Origin of the sequence: Pedobacter sp. Leaf194 (genome assembly GCF_001423945.1) — a bacterium.
Taxonomy (GTDB): Bacteria; Bacteroidota; Bacteroidia; order Sphingobacteriales; family Sphingobacteriaceae; genus Pedobacter.
Genome location: NZ_LMPU01000009.1, coordinates 192,872 through 213,471, shown reverse-complemented (window position 1 = coordinate 213,471; position 20,600 = coordinate 192,872). Strand labels below are relative to the sequence as shown.

Sequence of the window (20,600 nt, the reverse complement as noted above, 5' to 3'; positions counted from 1 at the left end):
TTATATCAAAATAAGGCGTTGTAGAAATCTAATTCTGCTGACTTTGATGTTTTTTGGAAACCTTTCTTTCGGCCAGAGTTCGCAGCAAATCAACAGACTGGATAGTTTATTAAAACTAAACCAAAATTATCCAAAACAGGATTCGGTTAGAATTTCACTTTATCTCGACATCATCCGGCAATATAGTCGAATGAATAATCCTGAGAAGGTAGAGGATTTTGCACTTAAAGGTATTCAGCTATCAAATAAATTAAATTCGAAAAATTTTGCCGGTTTAATTTACAACCGGCTTGGCTTATATTATCATGGCTTATCAAACTACCAGAAAGCCGAAGAAAATTATTTAAAATCGCTTAAAGAATATTTATCTGTAAATAATCAGACAAGGGCAGCGGGCATTTACATGAGTTTAGGCGCCATGTATGTTGCCATACCAGATTATGCTAAGGCACTGGAAATGAATCAAAAAGCGGTTGCGATTTATCAAAAAACAAACAGCGAGGCTAATTTATCGAGTTGCTACATTAACATTTCATCCATTTTTCAGGATTTGGGTCAGCATAAAAAAGCTTTGGAATATGCCAAAATAGCTTTGACTTTTTTTATTAAAAATAATGATGAAAGAGGCCAGGCTGTCGCTTATGAAGCAATTGGCTTGGCTTATTTCGCAGCAAGCCAGGGAGAGCTGCTTTCAATGGATATTTTACCCGAACAAAAACTTACTGTGGCCCTCGAAAATTTTAAGAAAGCATTAAAACTTGCAGAAAAAGATGAGGAGAATGATGATATCATTAGCTCAAACAGGGTTAATTTGGGTTGGGTTTATGAAAAACTAGGTCAGAAGGATTTGGCCTTCAAATCTTACCAGGGCTCGATAGAAGTTAGTAAAAAATCGAATTCTAAAAAGGATTATGCGCACAGCCTGAAAGCTTTAGGTGATTTTTACATGCACCAACGCGATTATGTGAATGCAGTAAAGCTACTTACCCAGGCATTAAATATTGCTCAGCAAAATAAATTATTAGATCTGGAAAGAGACACGAATTTAGCGTTGAGTGAAGCCTATGATAAGTTTAAAAAATACGACGAATCGCTGGCTTTTTATAAGCAATACGTTATCGTGAAAGAAGAAATATTTAATGCGGAAAAGGAGAAAGAGATAACCCGCCGGCAAATGCAGCTCGATTTCGGTATTAAAGAAAAAGATTATCAATTAAAGCAACAGTTTACAGACGCTGTTTTGCAACAACAGGTTTTATTAGCGAAGCAGCAACATCAAAAGTTAATTCTGCGACAGCAACAGCTCGATTTGAGTGACAAGGAGAAAATGCTTCAGCGTTTAAAATTTCTTCAGGAACAAAAAGATTTAGAAAACGAAAAACGGGCACAAAGTAATAGTTTTGAAAGGTCTGAGCTCTTATCGAAAAATGAGGCATTGATAAAAAACCGACAAATATCAGAACAAAATCAGCAGATTATGTATGATGGCAAAGTTAAAATATTCTTATCAGTGGCTTTTGCACTCGTTTTATTTACAGCCGGCTTGATATATTTCAACCAAAGAAAAACAACGCGACTAAACAAAATAATAAATAAGCAGAAGCGCGAGCTTGAGCAGTTAAGTAAGGTAAAAGACCGGATCTTTAGTGTTGTTAGTCATGATATGCGTACCCCGGTTAACTCCTTACTGTCTTTTATTCAGCTACTTGAGGAGGGAAATATTGAGCAGGATAAGTTGAATCGTTATGCTGCTCTACTTAAAAATAGTCTGGCTTACACTTCATCCATGATGGAAAATTTGCTCAATTGGGCAGCTAGCCAGATGCAGGGTTTTAATCCTTACCTGGAAACATTGAATGCCCGAAATTTAAGTGAAGAAATTGTTGATTCATTTAAAAGCACTGCAGAATTGAAGCGGATAGAAATCCAAAATAACATTTGCGAAGATGCGGAGTGTAAAGCGGACGCAAATATGCTCGGCCTTGTTGTGAGGAATTTGATTAGCAACGCGATAAAATTTACGCCCGAACACGGAAAGATAATGTTGGAATCAAAAATTGTGGGCGAAGAACTGCAGATTGAAATTTGCGATACGGGCATTGGTATGAGCGAGGAACAGGTAAGCCATTTCAATAAATCAGAATACCAGGGGGCTGGAGTGAGTACGCCGGGAACAAATCGCGAAAAAGGTACCGGGCTAGGCTTACTGTTATGCAGAACCTTTATGGGATTGATGGAGAGCAAAATAGCAGTTGACTCTGTAAAAAATAGCGGCAGTAAATTTACGCTCTGCCTTAAAAAAGCCTGATTTATTTTTTAAATCTCGATAAAGTTTTTTTGTCAATCACCTTGTCTAAAAGTTCCTGCCTGTTCATTGCGCTTATTGGCACGGTAAAGTTTTGCGTTAAATGAACTTCGTGAGATGTTATTGTTGAGATGTGGTTAACATTTATAATGTATTGTTTATGCACTCTCGCAAAAAAATCAGGTAGTTGCTTTTCCAGATTTTTTAGTCCAACGAGTATAACATGTTTTTCGTCGCTGGTGTAGATTTTAGAAAAATCGCCCATGCTCTCGATGTAAATAACATCTTTGTAATTTAATTTGGTGATGCCTTTAGTTTCTCTGAAAAAGAAATAATCATCGTTATTTTCAACCGATTTGGTGAGGTCATCACTTATTTGGGAAGCATTTTTTCTAAGCTCAAGATATTCTATCGCTTTGTTTGTCGCTTTCAACAGCCGTTCAAATGTGGCGGGTTTTACTACAAAATCGATGGCATCTAAATCAAAACTCTCTGCCGCATAATGGCTATGAGAGGTAATGAATATAAATAGGGGCTTGTTTTTTAGAGATTTATAAAGCTCCGTGCCTGATAGTTCAGGCATGTCTATGTCCGAGAAAACGATATTTAGATCTTGTTTGGATAGGATAGTTGCAGCTTCAATTCCGTTCTTACAAATGGCAACAATATTCAGATTCGGTATTTTTCTTAAATGCAATTCGATAGCGTCACGCTCTATTTCATTATCGTCAATTATCAAACAACTATACATAGCAAGGGTCAATTTAGATTTCTTAAACAAGCATTTTGTAACATTTGTTTTACCTAAATATAAGATTTTAATCCGCCAATGGAACAGAAATCACTTTTTATGTTTCTTTTCGCCCGTGTAATTCATTTCGCCGGCCTTAATTTCTAATTGCAAATCATTCTCTTCAGGCGGAACAGGGCAACGGTATCCATCGCTATAAGCACAATATGGGTTATATGCTTTGTTAAAGTCGATTTCGATTTTGTTGTTTGCAATTGCTTTCGAACTCAAATCTATATACCTACCGCCACCGTAGGTCTCTTTATTGTTTGTTTCGTCGGTAAACGGCAAAAACAGTAAATCCTTATACGCCGGGTTGCCAGCTAAGGCCATGCTCTTGTATAAAGTCATCGTAACCGTTTTTCCGTTTAAGCTGAAATTAATTTTCGCATATCTATAAAATTCCTTGCTTGTTCCGTCGTAGGTGGGCATTTTAAACACCTTTTGGTTTTTTAAAATTTCGACATCTGCCAAAATTCGAAAGGTACTGTCGGCATCGTAAAAATGAAGATCTTGTAAGTCATTTTCCTTCAAGGGAGCATAATTGTCCTTAACAAAATCCTGTTTGTAGCTTTCGCGATGCTTTGCAATTTGCTCGGAAAACGATTGAGCAAAAGTGTTTACACTTAGGAATATCAGCAGGATAGAGAGGATTTTCATGATTTGCTATCTTGATAAATGAACTTCCGTAATTATGAGGTGTGAAATAATTTATGTTGTAAAAATGAATTCATCGTGTCTAAAATGAGTTATTTCTTTAAACCACACTCACTTTATTTCTTAAAAACTGGTCTGCCAATACTAATGCAGCCATGGCTTCAACAATTACAACTGCTCTCGGTACTACGCAGGGGTCATGGCGACCTTTGCCTTTTATTTCTGACGCCTCACCAGCAGCATTTATAGTTTGCTGATTGTGCATAATAGTTGCAACCGGTTTAAACGCCACTTTGAATGTAATATCCATGCCGTTGGAAATTCCGCCTAATATGCCGCCGGCGTAATTGGTAGTTGTTTTGAAAACTTTTGAATCTGCTGCTTTTGGTTGAGGAATATCATTATGTTCCGATCCTCGTAATTCGCTCCCTGCGAAGCCTGAGCCATACTCAAAACCATGTACGGCATTAATGCTAAGCATCGCTTTGCCCAAATCAGCATGTAATTTATCGAAAACAGGTTCGCCCAATCCAGCCGGGCAACCCTTAACTATGCAGCCGATTTTACCACCTACGGTGTCACCCTCTTTTCTAACCGAATCGATAAATTCAATCATTTCATGTGCTGTTGCAGGGTCGGCGCAGCGAACAATATTTTCCTCTCTAATGGTTAATAAGGCCGATAAGTCGTTGCTTTCCAGGTTCGGCGCATCAATGTTACCAACGGAGGTAACGTGAGCGAAAATCTCTATGCCTTGTTGTTTCAGAAATAACTTGGCAATTGCACCTGCGGCTACCCTTGCAGCCGTTTCTCGTGCCGATGAACGCCCGCCACCCCGATGGTCGCGGATGCCATATTTTGCATCATAAACATAATCTGCATGGCTTGGCCGGTACACATCTACATTATGGCCATAATCTTTAGAACGTTGATCTTCATTAGGAATAAGCAAAGCGATTGGTGTCCCTGTGCTTTTTCCATCGAAAACACCCGACAAAATTTGAGCAGTGTCACTTTCTTTCCTTTGCGTGGTAATTTTCGATTGCCCTGGCTTGCGTTTATCCAGTTCTGATTGAATAAAATCTAAATCTATATCCAACTGCGCCGGACACCCGTCGATAATTACGCCAATGGCCACGCCATGAGATTCGCCAAATGTGGTGATGCGGAATAGATGACCAAATGAATTGCCTGCCATATTTAATTTATAAATGGTTGATTTTTTGAAGATAGACTGTGTTAACTCACAATCTAAATATCTAATGTTAAATAGTTTCTACGGAGAATCCTGCTTTTTTCAAATCTTCCCAAAAATAGGGATAAGATTTTTCTACGACCTGCATTTCTTCAATTTCTACCTCATTAATTAGTAATGCAAGTGGCGCAAAAGCCATAGCCATGCGGTGGTCTTCATAGGTGGCAACGGTAATTTTTTCAGGAAAATGCAGTTCGTCGGTATTTAAGGTATAAACCAAATTGTTTTCAGTTAAAGTAACCCCAATCTTTGCCAGTTCATTTTGCAAAGCCGCAATGCGGTCGGTTTCTTTAATTTTTAATGTTTCCAGGCCAGTAAACGACATGTTTTTGCCTAATGCGGCGGCTACAACGATAATTGTCTGTGCCAAATCAGGGCATGTTTTCAAGTCCAAAACCTGGTTCGTTTCTAATGCTAATCCTAAATTAGTGATTAAGACACCATTATCATTTTTAGCAGTAGCAATCCCGAAAATTTTCATGATTTTCTGAATTTGACTATCACCCTGCAAACTTTTTTCCTTCAAAGCAGGCAAACTAATTTCGGCCGAATCGGCCAACGCTGCAATGCTATACCAGTAAGACGCTGCACTCCAATCAGGCTCGACTGTTAAAGTTGCCGGTTGAAAGGGCTGTGGTTCTATTGTAATCGAATTTTCGATCCACGAATGTGCAATACCAACTTCTGCCAACATATCTAAAGTCATATCTACATACGGCTTTGAAGTAAGTTCTCCTTCAATTTCTAAAGTTAAACCTTGTGGCAAAACAGGTGCAATCATCAGCAATGCAGAAATATACTGGCTACTTATATCACCTTTTATTTTTACCTGAGCTGTTTTTTGATTTAATGGGCCGATAATATTTAACGGAGGAAATCCATCCTGCTCTGCATAGGAAATATCTGCACCGATGGTTTGCAAGGCTTGAGCCAAAATACCAATCGGGCGTTTTTTCATTCGCTCGGTGCCGGTTAACAGGAAATTCCCATTCTTTGCAGAAAGGTATGCAGAAAGAAAGCGCATGGCCGTTCCTGCCGGGCCAACATCTACCGTTTTTGATTCCTGAATCTCTACTTGCAGTTCTTCTTCAAGATTATTTAAAATAGCATTTAGCGTAACGGTATCAGCAGCGTTCGACAAATTTTTAACCTGTACCACCTTACTGCTTAATGCACTAATAATTAACGCTCTGTTGCACTCGCTTTTTGAGCCTGTTAACTGGATTTCCGTTTTAATATTCTTGGTTCCTTTAAAAGAAACTAAGGCATTTTTAGACATTTTATTCTGGTTTTATTCTTAATGAGTTGTTGCGGAGTCGCTGTCATGCAAAGCCTGTCGAAGTGCTACTAATAAGTCCTCCGACAAACTTTGAATGCGCATGCTTGAATGCAACACCATTATATTTAGTTCGTCATTTATAAACAACAATTTTAAAACGATTGCTTACTGTACCTTGCAACAACGTGGTATCTCATGTTTTGGTCTTCAGGTCAGGCTTTCGATTGCGCACCATTTAACCGCTTAGCCATTAGCTTCACTAAGCTTTTACTTCTGTATGTTGTTCAGCAGCAATGCCTTTTTCAACTTTGCCAGCGTTCATAATTTCAGTTTGTTTACGAATAGATTCGCCGTGCATCAATTCCAGGAATTTTTCGGTAAAGTTTAAATCTAGCTTCAATGCCTTGGCAAAAGCGTGACCTTTTTTAATGATGGCATCCCAACGGTTTACCTGTAAAATCGTTACCTGATTGTCGCGTTTAAACTCGCCGATTTTTTCAACAATTGCCATACGCTCACCTAATTTTTGAAGCAGAATGTCGTCAATTTTATCTATTGATTTACGTAAATCAGCTAGTTTATCAGCAAAAGCTTCATTCGGTGCCTCAGGTTCGCGAACAGTTAGGCGGTCTACCAGTTCAGATAAAGCAGCAGGCGTAACCTGTTGTTTAGCATCTGTCCACGCTACTGACGGATCAACGTGCGATTCGATCATCAATCCCTGCATGTCTAAATCCAACGCTTTTTGCGAAATGTATGGAATTAATTCACGGTTACCGCAAATGTGACTTGGGTCGTTAATTATTGGCAGTTCAGGGCATAATGTTTTCAATTGAATAGCAAGTTCCCACATTGGTTCGTTGCGGAAAGAGCTTTTCTCGAATGACGAGAAACCGCGGTGGATTGCACCAATTTTGGTGATTCCTGCACCGTTTATGCGTTCAATTGCACCAATCCACAATTGTAAATCGGGATTAACCGGGTTTTTTATTAGTACTGGAACATCATGTCCTTTCAAAGCATCGGCAATTTCCTGTACCGTGAATGGATTTACCGTAGAACGGGCACCAATCCAAAGAATATCAACGCCAGCAGCTAAAGCCTCTTCAACATGTTTCGCATTTGCAACCTCAACAGCTGTAGGTAAACCAGTTTCCGCTTTAGCACGTTTTAACCACTCTAAACCAATGCTTCCAATGCCTTCAAACTCTCCCGGACGAGTGCGGGGTTTCCAGATTCCAGCTCTTAGCACTGAGACTTTACCGGTTGCAGCCAACAAATGCGCTGTGGTTAGTAATTGTTCTTCAGTTTCTGCACTGCACGGTCCTGAGATAATTAATGGTTCGTTGTTTACGTTTAACCAGGTGTTTAAAGGTTGAATGTTTAAATTAAGTTTCATGATTTATGGCTTGTAATATATTTTAATTCGATTATTTAATTTTTTTGCCTTGATTGGCGATTTGTTAACTTAATGCTGTTGTATGCTAGTCGGTAATGAGTTTAAACTTTATCGTTTTTCTGGTACTCTCCAAGAATGTTGAAATTCGACGTGTACTTAAGTGCTTTTCTAACGGCTTTATCGTACTTCTCGGTGCTTGGCCATTCTAAATCAACGTAAAAATAGTATTCGTTTCTTTTTCCCAGCACCGGCATGGATTGTATTTTTGTTAAGCTTACATCCTGTTCGGCAAAAATGTTCAACACTGTTGCCAAAGAACCCGCTTTGTGGCCAACCTGAAAACAGATTGATGCTTTATTAATCTTTTTGCCCTCGTCTGTTTTGTCCTTTTTCAGGATGAGAAAACGGGTGTAGTTTTTTTTATTTGATTCTACCCTTCGCTCCAAAATATTTAATCCGTAAAGTTCTGCAGCCAGGCTATTTGCAATCGCCATTGTGTCTGTTAGTTTCTCTTCCTGAATACGTTTTGCACAGGCAGCGGTATCATTGCTTTCCACAATTTTAATATGGGGATAATCGTAAAAGAAATCTATACACTGGCGGATGGCGATAGGATGGGAGGTCACGATTTTGATGTCATCAAATTTTACGCCCGGTAAGGCCATCAAATGCAATTGAATTGGAAGGTAAACTTCGCCAACTACCGAGAAGCCGTAATCTCGGATTAAGGTGTAGTTAGGCAACAGGCTGCCGGCAATAGAGTTTTCGATAGCCATGACAACGAAGTCGGCCTCATTTTTCTCTAGTTTATCGCAGGTTTCTTTAAATGAGTTGCACTCTACAGTTTCGATGCTTTTACCAAAGAATTTGTAGGCCGCTTCCTCATGAAAAGATGCTTTGATGCCTTGAATCGCTACTCGTTTTGTCGTTTCCATTTTTGCGTAAAACAAAAAAGTCCCGGCTGTTTGCCGGGACTTTCTTATACATTTTAATATTGTTATCTATCATTTTGCATATTAGCCCCGGCTCTTACTAAAATAGTAAAAGTAACCAAAGTAATATGTGTTGAATAATTTCATTTTTGCTTTTGAATGAGCCAAATGTAATAACAAAATTTAATTTGTCAATACTAAAATTAAATTATTTTTAATAAAATTTAATTTTGTGCCTTTTAGGCCGTTTTAATAATGGGTATGAAATAAGGATTTGCCGATTGTTAAAGGCTGTCGATAATCTTTAGATTGTTTTTCAATTCCAAAATCCCCTTAAACAAAAACGGCCCATAAATACAGACCGTTTAAATGTTATCCTGTTGAACTCAGGGTTCGTGGCTTTTCAATAAAATCTTTAGCCTTATTAAGTTTTTCCATCGCTTCAGTTTCCTGGAGCTCCTGCTGCATTATTTTTGCAATTTTAGTACTGCCATCATGGCTCCATCCGGGCGGGTTGATGATGTATTTAACCTTATCCATAAAAGTTGGAGCCTTCTTAACATCGGCACGGAGCGAAATAAATTCATGAAAAATAATATTCACCGGGCCGGTATCTTTCGGTTGGGTTGTTAAGCCATATTTAATCTTGTCTTCCGGCAATTCTGCTTGAAAAGTACCAAACCATCTATCCCAGAGAATTAAAACCATGCCCATATTTTTATCCAGATAGCGTACATTACTGGCATGATGAACACGATGGTGCGATGGCGTTACGAAAATATATTCGTACCATTTTGGAAAATTAATTTTATACTGCGTATGCACAAGGTTGCCATAAATTTGTGTAACAAGGTATGCAAAAAGGATATCCATTGCTGTAAAACCCATAAATGCCAACGGCAAATAGAAAAATACACGATATAATGGTTCGAAAACGGTAGAGCGAAAACCTGTTGTTAAATTAAAGTGTTCGGATGAGTGATGCGTTACATGCATGGCCCAAAAGAAGCGCACGTAATGCCCAACAGTATGTAAAAACCAATAGAGAAAATCCTGAGCCAGAATTAACACCAGCCAGTAAATCCAGACATTGGCAATTTGGAATAAACGGAACTGGTAACAATATTCCAGCAAGAAAAATGTAGCAGTTTTCATGCCCAGATTAATAATAACGGCTGCTATCATTAAATAAATGTTGGTCCAGGTATCGCGTTTGGTATACAATTTTTTATCATGCGCATAGCTAAAATACATTTCAACCAATGTTAAAACGATTACGAAGCCAAACAAGCCGCCTACAGAAATATCACTTCCGGTAAATTTCATTTTTATAAACTGTTATAATAATCTAAACTGCGTAATATATCAACAGAGCTAACACGGCAGTTAAACGTGCATTTTCCTATATTTTCCAGCAGAGAAAACAGAATATTTCCGTCTTCATTCTTCTTATCGCTTTTCATTAACTCCAACAGCGCATCGAAGCTTTCCCTTTTAATCTCATATTTTGGATATATCGATATCAGGTAATCGCAAATATCTTTATGCTCGTCTTTTGTTAAACCGCAATACTTAACTGATATAGTTGCTTCACAAATAAAACCAATGGCAATTGCTTCGCCATGGGTTAGCGGTTTCTCATCATTTGCCAGCGCGTAACTTTCAATAGCGTGGCCAATGGTATGGCCAAAATTTAAAATTTTACGTAGATTTTTTTCGTGTGGATCTATGGTTACAACCTCATTTTTAATCTCCACAGAACGGAAAATATCTTCTGCCGAAGGCATTAAATAATGAGTGCTTTTTAACTTTTCGTAATAATCTTTGTCGTAAATTAAGCCGTGCTTAATCATTTCGGCAAAGCCTGAAAGAAGTTCGCGTTCGGGTAGGCTTTCCAGAAATCTGGTTTCGATAAAAACCATTTGGGGCAAGGTAAAAGTGCCAACCATATTCTTAACATTGTCTATATCGATGCCAGTTTTGCCACCTACAGAAGCATCTACCTGCGAAAGGAGCGTTGTAGGTACATTGATGAAATCTATGCCGCGTTTATATGTAGAGGCAATAAAGCCGCCCATATCTGTAATTACACCACCACCTAAATTTATCATTAAACTTTTTCGGTCGGCCTCAAAATCCAAAAGCGTTTTCCAGATGCCGATACAAAAATCGATGTTTTTATTTTCCTCACCGGCCGATGTTTCTATCAAATCAAAGTCAGCATAGTCATCCAACATAGATTGAAGAACTGGTAAGCAGATTTCGCTGGTGTGCTCATCAGCAAGGATGAAAACCTTGCTGTATTTATTGCTTTCTAAAAGGGATTTTAAGGCTTCTAAGTTGCTTTCGAAATAAAGCGAATGGCCTGCACTGGTTAAAGTCTGCATTATATTACTTCGATTTTATCTTGTTCAAACGTGATGATATCGCCCACTCTAACTTTATAGCGTTTGCGGAATTCAACTTCTCCGTTGCATTTAACGAGGCCATCCATTACAACAGCCTGCGCATCTCCACCAGTACCCACCAGCCCAGTGGCTTTTAACAATTGGATCAGCGGAATAAATTCGCCTTCTAATTTGAATTGTATCATTTTGCTGCAAAAATACGATTATTTAGAGGTTTTACGTTCGTAGAATGGATGGTTTTTATAATTTTGCATCCATCTGACTTATTAAACATCAAATGATTGATTCATTACCTGCTAAACAACCCAATTTCGATAACACCGAAGTTGCTTTTCGTCAAAAAACAAATGCTGAATTAAAAAAGGCGTTTTGGCTGTTTAAAATGATCGGCAGCAACTTTTTAACAAAGGTTGGTCCGCCGATAACGAATTTTTTTCTAAACATTGGCTTGCCAGTTCAAGGCGCTATTAAAGCCACTATCTTCCAGCAGTTTTGTGGTGGTGAAACCATTGCCGAGTGCGATAAGGCAATTGCACAACTTGCAAAAGGCGGTGTTGGAACCATTTTGGATTATTCGGTTGAAGGCGAGGAAGAGGAGATTGTATTTCATAACACTTGCCAGGAAATTATCCGCACCATACTTCGTGCTGACGGAGATTTGAACATACCCATTACCGTTTTTAAAATTACAGGGATTGGCCGTTTTGGGTTACTGGAACGGTTAGATGCGAAAAAAACGTTGAGTCCGGCAGAGCAGACGGAGTTTGAAAAGGTAAGGTTGCGTTGTGAGATGATATGCCGCACGGCGTTTGATAAAGGCGTTCCGGTAATGATTGATGCCGAAGAAACCTGGATTCAGGATACGATTGACGATTTGGCTTTGGATATGATGCGGAAGTTTAACAAAGAGCGCATTATCGTTTACAACACCTATCAAATGTATCGGCATGATAAACTGGCCGATATGAAAGCAGACCATTTAATTGCTAAAGCCGCCGGCTTTATTTTGGGGGTAAAAATGGTTCGTGGTGCTTACATGGAAAAGGAACGTAAACGTGCTGCCGAAATGGGCTATCCGTCGCCAATTCAGCCAGATAAAGCATCATCGGATCGGGATTATAACGAATCGCTGCGTTACTGTGTTGACCATATTGAGGAAATCGCGATCGTTTGCGGAACCCATAATGAAGATAGCAGCCGCTTGTTAACTTATCTTTTAGACGAGAAAAAAATACCTCACAATCATCCTCACGTGTATTTTGCGCAGCTTTTAGGGATGAGCGATAATTTAAGTTTTAACCTTGCAGATGCAGGCTATAATGTGGCAAAATATGTTCCCTATGGCCCGATTAAGGCGGTTATGCCCTATTTGTTCAGGCGAGCACAAGAAAACACATCAGTTGCCGGGCAAACCGGGAGAGAGCTTGGCTTAATTGAAAGGGAACTGAAACGAAGAAAGCTTTAACTTGCTTTTCGGGGTTGCTTGTTGTTTAATTGATTGAGTTTTTTGGAAATGAGCGCTCCATAACACTTCGGATCATACAGTCCCGCTTTACGCTAAATCGCCAGTGAAAAACTGGCGGATATCGCTGCAATCGGGTTTAAACACGCTGTTCGGTGCTAAAGTTGACATTGCAAATCCCGACTAGAGAAGTCTTTTATTAGGCTATCATACTGTATTTTCCGTGCCTCCTGTGTTTCTGTGGCAAAAATATATAAAACGGGCTTTGCAAATCCCCACTAACGAAGAACCGTAACCAAAGAAGGTTTGTTCAACCTATTGTGGAAGATGTTTCCGTGCCTTCTGTGTTTCTGTGGCAAAAATTTATAAAAGAGGGGCATAGCAAATTCCCACTCACGAAGCACCGTAACCAAAGAGGATTTGCTCAAAGTATTGTGGAAAATGTTTTCCGTGCCTTCTGTGTTTCTGTGGCAAAAATATATAAAAAGCATTACCCACAACACTACGGCAACATTACTTTCTTACCACAAAGGCTTGTTTCCCGGTTAGTAAATCGTAGAATAGAAGAAAATCGCTGGCAAGGCTATAACCAGGATATTGAAAAGTGGCAGGTTTATTTTTCTCAAAAAAGAAATGGCCAACCCAGGCAAAGCCATAACCTAAAACAGGCATCGCTAAGAAAAAACGCCAATCGTGAAATAAAAAGCCGGTAACAAAAGCCAGGGCAACCAAACCAGTTCCAATAAAGTGCAAAATTCTCGAAGTAGTGTTGGTGTGTTCGCTTAAATAAAAGGGGTAAAATTCCTGCAGCGATTTAAATTTTTTTTCTGCCATAATTTAATTATAAAATTCCATTTGCTTTTAACACAGTTTCAAGGTTTGCTGGCTTTTCAGTCATTAACAGCGTGTTAAGGCCAACTTTTTCAGCACCTGCAATATGCTGCGGACTATCATCAATAAATAAAGTTTCGGCAGGATTGAGGTTATTTTCCTTCAAAACCTGTTCAAAAATATTAGTGTTGGGTTTACGTAACTTCATTTGCTGAGAAAAATAGGCTTTCTCAAAATAGTCATCGTAGTTGTTAATTTTAAATGTTGTTTTCAGGTAATTAATAATCCAATCATAGTGAATTTCGTTATTGTTACTCAAAAGAAATGTGCGGTATTTTTCTTTAACCTTCAAGAGTAAATCATGGTTTTCCTGAATTGTTCCAATTAATAAGCTGTTCCACGCTTCATCAATCTCAGCGTCTGTAAGTTCAGGTTTTTTGGCCGCATCCCTAATCCCGGCTCTAAATTCGGCAGGCGAAATGGCTCCCGTTTCAAAATCATCAAACAGCTGATTATGTGCTTTGTGTGCAAAGAAATTTTCAATATTGGTAATGCCTAATTTTTTAAATGAATCCTGAGCTATTCTAAAATCAATATCGAAAATTACGTTGCCGTAATCGAAAATGATGTTTTTAATGTTTTGCATCTGCTATATTTTGAGGCAAATATCCTCAATAAATTGGTTTTTTTATATTTCTGCACAACAATAAAAAAGCTCATAGAAGGTTTTGCAAACGCTATTAGTTTTAAAGCTGCAAAAAGCTAGAAATCTGGTTTAGCTTTTTTCGGCTTTTTCTGCAGTAAACATGGAAAAAAACTTGAGTATTGCCGGCACGCCGACCGACAAAATGGTTAAATATTTAATTACAGTCGAATATGCTTCTTGCTGAGAGGTAAATAGGAAGGCTAAAATGGCGACGATCAAAATCATAAGTGGCGTTTTCAGGTTTTTCCAGTTACCATTATCTTTTATCTGGTTTCTGATTTTTATCGCTTCAGAATTGCCAATAGCTGTAAGTATAAAATTCCGGAAGCCTTTATTGAAAAGCCGAAGAACACCATCATCTTTGGTGATGATACCTTTGCTTATCAATAAAGTAAGGTTATAATCGTCGTACGGGTTTACAAGGCCATCTTCAGCTAAATCATAGAGTAAAAATTTCTCTTCTTTGGTTAAAGATTGCCATAAATACATGTAGAAATAATGCGATGTGATTTGCATTTTAAACGCCAGAGCATCTCCATCAATCTGCAACGATTCTTCTTCAGCCAGATTTTCCATTCTACTAACAACAGGTTTCTGCATTTTTTCCAAAAAATGTCCACTCTGTGTTTCCATCATAAGTATTTTTTTCCACAGAGGCGCATCAGCATCAACTTCTATCTGGCCGGTTTCTAATTTTTCTATAACAATTCTGAAATGCCCAAGCAGCACATGCCACCGTTCTAAATCGTGTTCGGGATGGCGGTTATCCTCTTCTCTAAACAGATCCTGCTGATTTAAAGAATCTAAAAAATTAACCGGATGCACCGTTGAAACGATTACAATTTTACTTTTATTTCGCTGCAACAAGGCTTCCATAAAATTGAGTTTCGCGGCATTTGTTGCTGGGTTTTTTATGTCGTACTCAAAATGGTTAACAATAACCAGCACATAATCTTTATTCAGTGCCAAATCTTGCATCTCCAGCCAATGTGGGTCACTTTTTGCTTCATCGACATTTTCAGGTATTAAAATCAAATCCGCAATAAAAACATTACTTTTTGCTGGGTTCGCTTCATCAAGAACGAGCACCACATCATCTTTCCCGGTTATTCTTTTCGCTTCGATGAGTTTTTTAAATTTCGATAGTTTTCCGGAGCCTGGCGAGCCAATTACGAAAAGTAGTGAGTTAAGCTCATTATTGGTTAACAGGAGCTCATCAATTTCCTGCCAACCTTTGGTAAGCGGAAGATTTAATGCAAAAAGCTTCCTGAAGATGCCATGAAGAACGACCCCGAAAGCCAGTAGTGCAGAAAAAAACAGCACCCAATAAATAATACCTAAATACCATTTGTCGCTGTTGTATGTTGTTGGGGCAATATATTGTATCCTCAAAGAGCTAAGCTGGATGTATTTCCCGTTAGGCAGTTTATGATAGCTTTCTGTTTTTCCAGGTTCGAAAAGCGGTGAAAAGAACATGAAATTTTCGGAACTATCTGGGTTGTTTTGGTCGATATCGGGTAATTGCTTGGTTGTGTAATTGGTAAGGTATTTAAACAAAGTTGCCGTATGTTTCTCCTCATTCGACACCTTTATTACAGGCATGTTCTTCGTTTCCTTAAAACTTCTAATCCAAACGCTGTCTATATAAACATCGTTAAATTTCATTTTCTTGTTAAGTGCGGGGTACTTATCAAGCAATTCTTTCGCAAATTGCAAATGGCGGTAACGCGTAGTCATCTTAAGTTCGTAATTATAAGATGCGGTAAAGAACAGCATTACGGGCAAACCACTTGTTATGATGAGCCTGGTGAAAATCATTAGCGAATAACTATTGCTGAAGTTCCAGTTTTTATTAAAGAATGACGAAAGGTGATTTCCCCACTTAAATGCCTGTTCAGAAACCTTAAGGAAAACCATAACGGTGAGTAATAAAATAGCCTCAAAAGCAAAAAACTTGATTGGCTCTATGGTAACTATGGCGGCCAGGTTTATCAGTACTATTACAATAATGAGCGCTATATTGGAATTCCTTTTGAGCTTAAACTTTTCTGTTGTTGTTTTAAAATAACTTTTTGAGTAGTTATAATTTAAAAATAAGGTTACCGAGGTTGACGAAATAAAAAGGATAAACAAAAATTGAAGAAAACTGGTGAACTGGTAAAAAATTATAAGCAGAACTATATTAATTAGATTATAAACGATTGCAAGATTGTATTGATGCGCAAAGTTTTTGTTCGGGCCAATCCATGAAATATCAAAATAATGTTTTTTAAAGAATGTTGTTTTCTGAGAGAAGCCAAAAACGACAAGAATTTGTAAAATGAGTAACAAAAAGAAGCCAAACAGCATCACGAAGCTAAAGCTGAATACATTTATATCTCTAATGTTTTTGTAATCCTTATCTTCGAGAACAATGATTTGAAAAGGTAAATTATCGATTGATTTTACGGTGGCGTAATATTCTTTGCCCAAATACTGAGTATAGAAAAATCCGTTCCCGTGGGTTAAAATGGCTGTTTTCAGTCTTTCTTTCTCTGAAAACTCATTTAACAAATTCTCATTTAAGTTTTTTGATGCATTTGAATGATACAATACTTTTCCATCGCTGTTTATAATTGCGAAGAGAAACCCCGAAGGAAGTATTGATTTGTTTAAGCACTTAAAGTTGAAAGACATTGCGGCCACCGGAGTGCCTTTATTAACTGAAGGTTTTGAAATAACGGAGGTAAACTGACCGGTTGTCCACGATATTACCTGATCTAAATAGTAAGGCTGTTTGTTTGGCGGTGGCAGAAAATATGCGCTTTTATTTTGAAGATTTGTAAAGTAACTGCGGTTTGCAAAGTTTCCGGGCGGCGCAATATTGGCTGCTGCCGACCAGTTATTAGTTTCGGAGCCGTTATTTTTGAGCCAAAAAACCTGATTGATGTTGATTCCTTTTGTGATCGAATCGATCTTATTGGCAAAGATTGTTGTTGAGTTTAATTCCCCGGAATCCCGGTATTTGTAGTTTATATTTTTATCACTAAAATTTATAAAGGCCGAAGCATTTTTGTTATTGGTTCTAATTTGATCTAATCTGGTTAATAGTTTGTAAGCTGCATTCGTTTCGCTTTTAAAGCCAGTTTCCAGTTGCTTTGCCAGGTTTATGCCAATTTTTCGGGACAGATTTTCTCCCGGTCGCAATAAAACGTTGTACTTAAAAAAGGCAAAGAAAAGTATCGACATAAGCAGCATTGAAACTGCAAAGGAGAACAAACCGTCAGTAACGGTAAGTCTGTCCTTATTCCCCATTTGGTACAACTTAATCCATGGTAATGCCAGTATGGTTGCTATTGCAAGTATTAATAAAAGTAATACTACGTTTTCCTGCAGCTTGCTTTTCTCATGTTGATAATTCTGGTCTTTCAGCAATCCTGTAATGGTCAAAACAGAATCGGCATTTAAACTCAGCTGTTGCGAAAAAAGTTTGTATTGTGTACCACTTAGTTCAATGTTTTTCACTTGTCCGCCGGCAAATGCACTCTTATCAGTTTTCAAAGAATCAGTGGTAATATTAGTTATCCCACTGGGAAAAGTTTGATAAACGATTTTACTCGATTTTAGCAGAATATATTCATTATAGATATCGCGTGGCAACAGCGGATCTATAAATTGACTGATGCTATATTTAAGACCAATTTGATTTCCGTTTTTTTTCAGATAAATGATCAGTTCCTTCTTATTGAGGTCGATATTACAGGTGCTGTCTCCAAGGTCGTTCCCAGCCGTTTTTTCTACAGCTTTAATGGGCAGTAAGGTAAAATTTTGCTGCGGATAATTTTTTATGTATTGCGCTAACCGTTTTTGATTGTATTGAGAGTCGTTTTTTTGCCACGTTATGAGTAAATTATTTAGTAAGGCTACTGAATTATCAATTTTAGCGTGGATATTTACTTCAACGTTTTGTAAACACCTGAAGCGCTGCTCTTCTAGATTTCTCTGGTTGTTTGGGATGTACAAGAAAAAATAAATCCCACCAAGCAGCAGAACAAAAAGTAGGGTAACCATAACCACACCCTGATTTCGGCTAAAAGTGAAAAGTTTCGACATCTGTTTTTTCTTTAAATCGGGTTGCAGCTTAGCCACCTGGCTTTGGCCTTTTGGTAAGTATCATCGCCAAGATGGATGCCATTACCATCGCCTCTTATTAATTGATTTGGAAGGCAAACCGTGTTCTGCGTTATAAATTTGCTGCAAAGCTGAGTAATAAGCGCAACTTCCTCATTTGCAACAGCATCCATATCTAAATCCATCAATTTAATGAAAAGCTCCTGGCCGTTCGGTTCACTTTTATAAACGTCGGGAGCTTCAAATACAAGGCTTTTTGGGTTTAGAACGGGCTTTATACAGGGGTTAATCCGCACTAAACATGCTTTATTTGTGAGTGCAGGATCTAAGATTGAATAAGCGATAAAAGTTGCAGAATCAGGTGGATCTCCGAGGATACTCGTCGACATTTTTTTTATGTCTGAAACAAAAGTTAAGTCGTAGTCTGTAAATGCCAGCTTATTATCTTCATTCCTATCAAAAATTGCTTTAATTTCTGTGTTAGATGAAGTCTGGTAGTCTGCAATCATCGCCTGCCCGCCAGTTCCGGTGCCGAGAGAGAGAATTTTGTAATCGCTCATCGGGATAGAATTGTTTGTTATGGCTTCAATCAGGCCAGCTAACACAGGATTGTTGAAGCCCGAAACTGCTCCATCCCACATTTTCGTTTTACGGATATCGTTTCCGTTCAGTTGGTTTATTGTAATTTCGGCAGGGGCATCGAAATAATTAACAGGAGCATTACTAGAGGAGTGGATGGCGTGCCCCAGGCTAACCTGATAGTATTTGCCACCACTAAAGATATCGGTTTTGCTGCTGGCATTTGAACGAAAAAAGGTAGCCCTTTGCCTAAAATAATCAAAGCCGACAATTATTAACTGCAATTCTGGTTTGCCGATAATTTTCGGCAGTTCGTTTAACGCTATCTCCAGCGTAGGCTTTGTGGTTTTGCCCTGGGTCATTAAGCTGTTATACGGCTTTAAAACGTTTTGCAAGCCCGACATTTTGCGCTCCATACTGTATTTTGGGCCGAGCACGTTTGTTAAACTGGCAATATTTCTCCAACGTAACTTTTCCCAAAAGGAAAGTTTAGAGAACACCTGCTTTCGCTTCGCCTCATCTTCAAAAACGGAGATAATCTCACTCAGTTTCATGTTATTACAAAGTGTGGCTAAAACAAGGCTGCCACCCGAATTTGCGATGGCGAGGTCGAATTTTTTTAATAGTTCATGCCCGTTCAAATCGCCATAGATATCCAGTAGAACCCTGGCCTGAATAACAGCCCAGGAGCCGCCACCATCTAAAGAAAGAATTTTATATGCCATAATCTTTTTGTTTAATTACTATTAATCCCTTTCAGATTTATTGATACGTTTAAGAAACCCAACAGGTTATTGTACTGTAAATCATATTTTATCGTTAATGGAAGCCAAAGTCCTTCGGTAATCCTGAATCTTAAATCTGCGTTTGCTAAAATCCGGTACTTATCTTCGTTGGGAAGTGCATTGCTTAGAATCCGGCTGTACTCGAGGTAAGGTTTAAATTCGATAGTACTTGCTTTTTTTACAATTAACAGGGGAAAATTGAAGCCGGCAGAAATACTGCTTACAAACCTCGAAATTCTTCTTTGCACAAGCGTGTCTGCGTAATAAACGCCAGCTCTGATATCCAGTTCTGGTTTTTTGCCTTTCAGGAGAATGGTTTCAATACCCGCCCGGTTAAATCGGCCGGTTTTAGCGGTAGATGCATTTCCGCTTACAGTCCACAGCCATTTTTTATCCAGTTCCTTGTAAAGCGAATCAGAAATCAGATCAATTTTCTTTAGAGAAGCAATGAGTGCGGAAGGGTATTTAAGGCCTTTAAAAAATGCATCAGGCAAGTAACTGAGCGTATAATTTGCCAGCAAAGAATCGATTCCTTGTTGCATTTGAGACAATAGCGCTGAACGTTTCTCGCGGGGTAAATTTTGATTTACAATCATTGTCGTGTAAGCTGCCGACTGTTTTTGTATCGTATCTAGCAAAGGGTATAATACCTTCCCGAGATAGCTCCCGGTAAAATTGGCAAGTTGATGGTCGCGTTGGTTTACGATTGCATAGGTGAAGCCGCTGGTAAAGCCTTTAAACTTTAAAGCGGTATCTAAATTGAGCTTCACATTAAACTGGAAATTGCGTGCAAAATTTTGCTTCCTTAAATTGTAATCATGGTTTAAAGATGAGTCTAGCTTTAACTTTATGGCAAAAAGCGTACTGTTGAAACCGAATGCCTTGTTCTGGCCTGTTAAATCTTTAGCCGCTAATTGGAAAAAACTATAAAAAACATCTTTATAATTTCCTGATTTTAAGTTTTCTGCAGACTTGATTAAATTACTTAATTTCTCTTTTTTCAAGCTGTAAACGGCCGTTTGCAAACTGTCTTTCACCGTTTGCGCAAACAAGTTCAAATTAAATAAGATTAGTAAGCCGAAAAGCAACGCCTTTTTCATAA

General features: G+C 38.4%; 16 protein-coding genes. 2 read left to right on the top strand and 14 right to left on the bottom strand.

The genetic code is table 11. The features are described 5' to 3' along the window. The first annotated feature begins 46 nt into the window (after positions 1-46). The gene (locus ASG14_RS11080; protein WP_056871137.1) at positions 47-2,308 is read left to right on the top strand and encodes a tetratricopeptide repeat protein; all 2,262 of its coding nucleotides are present in this window, start codon (positions 47-49) and stop codon (positions 2,306-2,308) included. Position 2,309: 1 nt separating this feature from the next. On the opposite strand, the gene ASG14_RS11075 is transcribed toward ASG14_RS11080, so the two are convergent. From ASG14_RS11075 to ASG14_RS11035, 9 genes are all read right to left on the bottom strand, one after another. Further along, complete coding sequence (locus tag ASG14_RS11075; protein WP_056871136.1) at positions 2,310-3,056, bottom strand: LytTR family DNA-binding domain-containing protein; 747 nt, start codon at positions 3,054-3,056, stop codon at positions 2,310-2,312. 90 nt (positions 3,057-3,146) lie between these two features. Next, positions 3,147-3,755, bottom strand: a complete 609-nt coding sequence (locus ASG14_RS11070) for a DUF1684 domain-containing protein (RefSeq protein ID WP_056871135.1) — start codon at positions 3,753-3,755, stop codon at positions 3,147-3,149. 97 nt (positions 3,756-3,852) lie between these two features. Next, the gene (gene aroC / locus ASG14_RS11065) at positions 3,853-4,950 is read right to left on the bottom strand and encodes a chorismate synthase (RefSeq protein ID WP_056871134.1); all 1,098 of its coding nucleotides are present in this window, start codon (positions 4,948-4,950) and stop codon (positions 3,853-3,855) included. 67 nt (positions 4,951-5,017) lie between these two features. Beyond that, positions 5,018-6,286, bottom strand: a complete 1,269-nt coding sequence (gene aroA / locus ASG14_RS11060) for a 3-phosphoshikimate 1-carboxyvinyltransferase (protein WP_056871133.1) — start codon at positions 6,284-6,286, stop codon at positions 5,018-5,020. Positions 6,287-6,545: 259 nt separating this feature from the next. Further along, entirely contained in the window at positions 6,546-7,685 is a 1,140-nt protein-coding gene (locus ASG14_RS11055) for a chorismate mutase (RefSeq protein ID WP_056871132.1), read from the bottom strand. Positions 7,686-7,786: 101 nt separating this feature from the next. After that, complete coding sequence (locus tag ASG14_RS11050) at positions 7,787-8,620, bottom strand: prephenate dehydratase (protein ID WP_056871131.1); 834 nt, start codon at positions 8,618-8,620, stop codon at positions 7,787-7,789. 369 nt (positions 8,621-8,989) lie between these two features. Further along, positions 8,990-9,943 (bottom strand): sterol desaturase family protein, encoded by a 954-nt coding sequence (locus tag ASG14_RS11045; protein WP_056871130.1) that lies wholly within the window; start codon positions 9,941-9,943, stop codon positions 8,990-8,992. Positions 9,944-9,945: 2 nt separating this feature from the next. After that, positions 9,946-11,004: a 3-dehydroquinate synthase gene (gene aroB, locus ASG14_RS11040; RefSeq protein ID WP_056871129.1), complete on the bottom strand. Its 1,059-nt coding sequence runs from the start codon at positions 11,002-11,004 to the stop codon at positions 9,946-9,948. Then, positions 11,004-11,210 carry an RNA-binding S4 domain-containing protein gene (locus tag ASG14_RS11035; RefSeq protein ID WP_056871128.1) on the bottom strand — a complete coding sequence of 69 codons (207 nt, stop codon included), beginning with the start codon at positions 11,208-11,210 and terminating at the stop codon, positions 11,004-11,006. The genes aroB and ASG14_RS11035 overlap by 1 nt, the downstream gene beginning before the upstream one ends. A 92-nt stretch (positions 11,211-11,302) precedes the next feature. On the opposite strand from ASG14_RS11035, the gene ASG14_RS11030 reads away from it, so the two are divergent. Continuing rightward, positions 11,303-12,490, top strand: coding sequence for a proline dehydrogenase family protein (locus ASG14_RS11030; RefSeq protein ID WP_056871127.1), 1,188 nt, complete (start codon positions 11,303-11,305; stop codon positions 12,488-12,490). Positions 12,491-13,000: 510 nt separating this feature from the next. Here ASG14_RS11030 and ASG14_RS11025 read toward each other — a convergent pair. From ASG14_RS11025 to ASG14_RS11005, 5 genes are all read right to left on the bottom strand, one after another. Next, positions 13,001-13,321 (bottom strand): DUF962 domain-containing protein, encoded by a 321-nt coding sequence (locus ASG14_RS11025; protein ID WP_056871126.1) that lies wholly within the window; start codon positions 13,319-13,321, stop codon positions 13,001-13,003. A gap of 7 nt (positions 13,322-13,328) precedes the next feature. After that, the gene (locus ASG14_RS11020) at positions 13,329-13,964 is read right to left on the bottom strand and encodes an HAD family phosphatase (protein ID WP_056871125.1); all 636 of its coding nucleotides are present in this window, start codon (positions 13,962-13,964) and stop codon (positions 13,329-13,331) included. Positions 13,965-14,093: 129 nt separating this feature from the next. Continuing rightward, positions 14,094-18,116: a hypothetical protein gene (locus tag ASG14_RS11015; protein ID WP_056871124.1), complete on the bottom strand. Its 4,023-nt coding sequence runs from the start codon at positions 18,114-18,116 to the stop codon at positions 14,094-14,096. A gap of 11 nt (positions 18,117-18,127) precedes the next feature. Beyond that, positions 18,128-19,438 carry a patatin-like phospholipase family protein gene (locus ASG14_RS11010; protein ID WP_056871123.1) on the bottom strand — a complete coding sequence of 437 codons (1,311 nt, stop codon included), beginning with the start codon at positions 19,436-19,438 and terminating at the stop codon, positions 18,128-18,130. Between the two features lie 11 nt (positions 19,439-19,449). Next, positions 19,450-20,598 carry a hypothetical protein gene (locus tag ASG14_RS11005; RefSeq protein WP_056871122.1) on the bottom strand — a complete coding sequence of 383 codons (1,149 nt, stop codon included), beginning with the start codon at positions 20,596-20,598 and terminating at the stop codon, positions 19,450-19,452. Positions 20,599-20,600 lie beyond the last annotated feature (2 nt).

Excerpts from the sequence above, each read along its gene's own strand:
- ASG14_RS11080 (WP_056871137.1), top strand. The coding sequence starts at position 47 with ATGTTTTTTGGAAACCTTTCTTTCGGCCAGAGTTCGCAGCAAATCAAC.
- ASG14_RS11075 (WP_056871136.1), bottom strand. The coding sequence starts at position 3,056 with ATGTATAGTTGTTTGATAATTGACGATAATGAAATAGAGCGTGACGCT.
- ASG14_RS11070 (WP_056871135.1), bottom strand. The coding sequence starts at position 3,755 with ATGAAAATCCTCTCTATCCTGCTGATATTCCTAAGTGTAAACACTTTT.
- aroC (WP_056871134.1), bottom strand. The coding sequence starts at position 4,950 with ATGGCAGGCAATTCATTTGGTCATCTATTCCGCATCACCACATTTGGC.
- aroA (WP_056871133.1), bottom strand. The coding sequence starts at position 6,286 with ATGTCTAAAAATGCCTTAGTTTCTTTTAAAGGAACCAAGAATATTAAA.
- ASG14_RS11055 (WP_056871132.1), bottom strand. The coding sequence starts at position 7,685 with ATGAAACTTAATTTAAACATTCAACCTTTAAACACCTGGTTAAACGTA.
- ASG14_RS11050 (WP_056871131.1), bottom strand. The coding sequence starts at position 8,620 with ATGGAAACGACAAAACGAGTAGCGATTCAAGGCATCAAAGCATCTTTT.
- ASG14_RS11045 (WP_056871130.1), bottom strand. The coding sequence starts at position 9,943 with ATGAAATTTACCGGAAGTGATATTTCTGTAGGCGGCTTGTTTGGCTTC.
- aroB (WP_056871129.1), bottom strand. The coding sequence starts at position 11,004 with ATGCAGACTTTAACCAGTGCAGGCCATTCGCTTTATTTCGAAAGCAAC.
- ASG14_RS11035 (WP_056871128.1), bottom strand. The coding sequence starts at position 11,210 with ATGATACAATTCAAATTAGAAGGCGAATTTATTCCGCTGATCCAATTG.
- ASG14_RS11030 (WP_056871127.1), top strand. The coding sequence starts at position 11,303 with ATGATTGATTCATTACCTGCTAAACAACCCAATTTCGATAACACCGAA.
- ASG14_RS11025 (WP_056871126.1), bottom strand. The coding sequence starts at position 13,321 with ATGGCAGAAAAAAAATTTAAATCGCTGCAGGAATTTTACCCCTTTTAT.
- ASG14_RS11020 (WP_056871125.1), bottom strand. The coding sequence starts at position 13,964 with ATGCAAAACATTAAAAACATCATTTTCGATTACGGCAACGTAATTTTC.
- ASG14_RS11015 (WP_056871124.1), bottom strand. The coding sequence starts at position 18,116 with ATGTCGAAACTTTTCACTTTTAGCCGAAATCAGGGTGTGGTTATGGTT.
- ASG14_RS11010 (WP_056871123.1), bottom strand. The coding sequence starts at position 19,438 with ATGGCATATAAAATTCTTTCTTTAGATGGTGGCGGCTCCTGGGCTGTT.
- ASG14_RS11005 (WP_056871122.1), bottom strand. The coding sequence starts at position 20,598 with ATGAAAAAGGCGTTGCTTTTCGGCTTACTAATCTTATTTAATTTGAAC.